At 62.6% G+C, this 2,562-nt stretch carries 3 protein-coding genes and 1 pseudogene; 3 read left to right on the top strand and 1 reads right to left on the bottom strand.

The annotated features are described in order from the left end of the window. Nucleotides 1-523: pseudogene (locus tag BFF94_RS37470) on the top strand (hypothetical protein); the annotation flags it as partial. Nucleotides 524-559: 36 nt separating this feature from the next. After that, nucleotides 560-1,594, top strand: a complete 1,035-nt coding sequence (gene curA, locus BFF94_RS37475; protein WP_128849309.1) for an NADPH-dependent curcumin/dihydrocurcumin reductase — start codon at nucleotides 560-562, stop codon at nucleotides 1,592-1,594. A gap of 86 nt (nucleotides 1,595-1,680) precedes the next feature. On the opposite strand, the gene BFF94_RS37480 is transcribed toward curA, so the two are convergent. Then, nucleotides 1,681-2,001, bottom strand: coding sequence for a transposase (locus BFF94_RS37480; RefSeq protein ID WP_246637513.1), 321 nt, complete (start codon nucleotides 1,999-2,001; stop codon nucleotides 1,681-1,683). 72 nt (nucleotides 2,002-2,073) lie between these two features. Here BFF94_RS37480 and BFF94_RS37485 point away from each other — a divergent pair, with 72 nt between their 5' ends. Further along, nucleotides 2,074-2,535 carry a (2Fe-2S)-binding protein gene (locus BFF94_RS37485; protein WP_219140464.1) on the top strand — a complete coding sequence of 154 codons (462 nt, stop codon included), beginning with the start codon at nucleotides 2,074-2,076 and terminating at the stop codon, nucleotides 2,533-2,535. The last annotated feature ends 27 nt before the right edge of the window (nucleotides 2,536-2,562 follow it).

The following is a 2,562-nucleotide window of genomic DNA, read 5'->3' on the forward strand; positions in this document are numbered from 1 at the left end:
CCGCTTTGCGGAAGGTTTGCTGCAGACGCTGATCGAGATCGGCCCGAAGGCGCTTGCCGAGCCTCACGACTATGCGGTGCGCGCGAATCTGATGTGGGTCGCGACGCTCGCGTTGAATGGCTTGATCGGCGCCGGCGTACCGCAGGACTGGGCAACGCACATGGTCGGCCACGAGTTGACGGCCCGCTACGACATCGATCATGCGCGCACGCTCGCGGTCGTATTGCCCTCCATGCTGCAGGTGCGGCGCGACAGCAAGCGGGCGAAGCTTCTCCAGTACGCGACGCGTGTGTGGAATATCACCTCTGGCTCGGACGATGCGCGCATCGACGAGGCGATCGCTCGCACCCGTGCATTCTTCGAGAGCCTCGACGTGAAAACGCGCCTTGCCGATTACGGGGTGGGTGCGGATGCGATCGACCAGCTTGTCGCGCAGTTGGATGAACACGGGATGACGCAGCTCGGCGAGCAGAGGGACGTCACGCTCGATGTGAGCCGGCGCGTGCTGGAAGGGGCGCTGTAATCCAACCGGAAAGTTCCGATTCGCAGAGGGACATTCATGCCGCAAAACGAGTCAATCAATCGCAGAATCGTGCTTGCCGCCCGCCCGGTCGGCGCACCGACTTGCAATGACCTCCGTCTCGAAACCTCGGATGTGCCGGCACCTCGCGACGGGGAAGTGCTGCTCCGCACGCTATACCTTTCGCTCGATCCGTACATGCGTGGCCGGATGAGCGATGCGCCGTCATATGCGCCGCCTGTCTCGCTTGGCGACGTGATGGTGGGCGGGACCGTCAGCCGCGTCGTCGCGTCGAAGCATCCGGCGTTCGCCGCAGGCGACCTCGTGCTCGGCCGGAGTGGCTGGCAGGACTATGCGGTGTCGAACGTTGACGATCTGATACCGCTCGGCCAGAGTGTTGACCATCCGTCGCATGCATTGAGCGCGCTCGGCATGCCGGGGTTCACCGCGTACCACGGGCTGCTGAAAATTGGCGAGCCGAAGGCTGGCGAGACCGTTGTCGTTGCGTCGGCGAGCGGTGCCGTCGGTTCCGTTGTCGGGCAGATCGCGAAGCTGAAAGGCTGTCGTGTGATCGGTATCGCCGGCGGCCCGGACAAGTGTCGTTATGTCACTGACAAGCTTGGCTTCGACGTCTGTCTTGACCGTCGCGCTCCAGACTTTACACGGCAGCTTGCCAACGCATGTCCCGACGGGATCGATGTGTATTTCGAAAACGTTGGCGGCGCGGTGTTCGAGGCTGTCCTGCCGCTGCTCAACGTCGCCGCGCGCGTGCCGGTCTGCGGCCTGATCGCGCACTACAATGACAGCGAACTGCCGTCGGGCCCGGATCGCCTGCCGCTACTGACCGGCACGCTGCTCGCGAAGCGCGTCCGGATGCAGGGCTTCATCATCAGCGACCACTACGTAACGGACTATCTGCCATTCCTGCGAGAGATGGGCGAATGGGTGACAGCCGGCAAGGTCACCCTGCGCGAGGATATCGTCGACGGTCTCGAACAAGCGCCACTGGCATTCATCGGTCTGCTCGAAGGACGGAACTTCGGCAAGGTTGTCGTCAAGGTTGCCGGGGATTGAGATTTGAATTGCCGATGGCATGTGCATGACGCGCCATCGCGCGGCCAACTCAGTTGCCGATTAGTTCATCAAATAGTGCGCAATATTCAAACGGCGTAACGGACATGTTTCTCGTTGAACCGATTACGAATCACGTGAGGTTCCTTCTGCCAACTATGCTGGTGGCTCCAGACATTCAGGATCATTGCCGCTTTGTTGGTCGGGCGGCTTTTGCCGAGTGCGTTGGTTTTCACGTCCTGATTCGGCAACTCATCCGGGTTCAACTCGGGACAGTAGCCTGGCAGGCGGATCAGGCGCAGGCGATCCGGGTGTCCGGCAACGAACCGCTTGATAACAACGGACCGATGGACCGGATGCTCATCGACAAGCAGATGGATCTTCCGGGTAACCTGCTTGAGCAGGCGCATCAGGAATTCGATGGGCGTCGCGTTCTAGGGCACCTGCGGTGCGACGCGGGGGCCTTAACCACGAGGTGAACGATGATCACGCTGACCGTCAACGGTAACGAACAGCATTTCGACGGCAATCCCGACATGCCGTTGCTCTGGTATCTGCGCGATGTCCTCGGCCACACCGGCACCAAGTTCGGCTGCGGCATGGCGTTGTGCGGCGCGTGCACCGTGCATCTCGACGGCGTCGCGATCCGGTCGTGCATCACGCCCGTCGCGGCCGCTACCGGCAAGCGCGTGACGACGATCGAGGGGCTGTCGACGGACCTGACCCATCCGCTGCAGCAAGTCTGGCAGGAACTGAACGTCGCGCAATGCGGCTACTGCCAGTCCGGGCAGATCATGCAGGCCGCGTCGCTGCTGAAGACGAATCCCCATCCGAGCGACGCCGACATCGACGATGCGATGTCCGGCAACATCTGCCGCTGCGGCACCTACACGCGCATTCGCGCGGCGATCCGGCTGGCCGTGCGCCGCGGAGGTGCCGCATGAGCGCGCCCGAACTCTCCGTCCACAACG

Origin of the sequence: Burkholderia catarinensis (assembly GCF_001883705.2) — a bacterium.
GTDB lineage: Bacteria > Pseudomonadota > Gammaproteobacteria > Burkholderiales > Burkholderiaceae > Burkholderia > Burkholderia catarinensis.

What these genes read in the sequence shown, in the direction of transcription:
- BFF94_RS37485 (WP_219140464.1), top strand. Translation starts at nt 2,074, where the DNA reads ATGATCACGCTGACCGTCAACGGTAACGAACAGCATTTCGACGGCAAT.
- curA (WP_128849309.1), top strand. Translation starts at nt 560, where the DNA reads ATGCCGCAAAACGAGTCAATCAATCGCAGAATCGTGCTTGCCGCCCGC.
- BFF94_RS37480 (WP_246637513.1), bottom strand. Translation starts at nt 2,001, where the DNA reads ATGCGCCTGCTCAAGCAGGTTACCCGGAAGATCCATCTGCTTGTCGAT.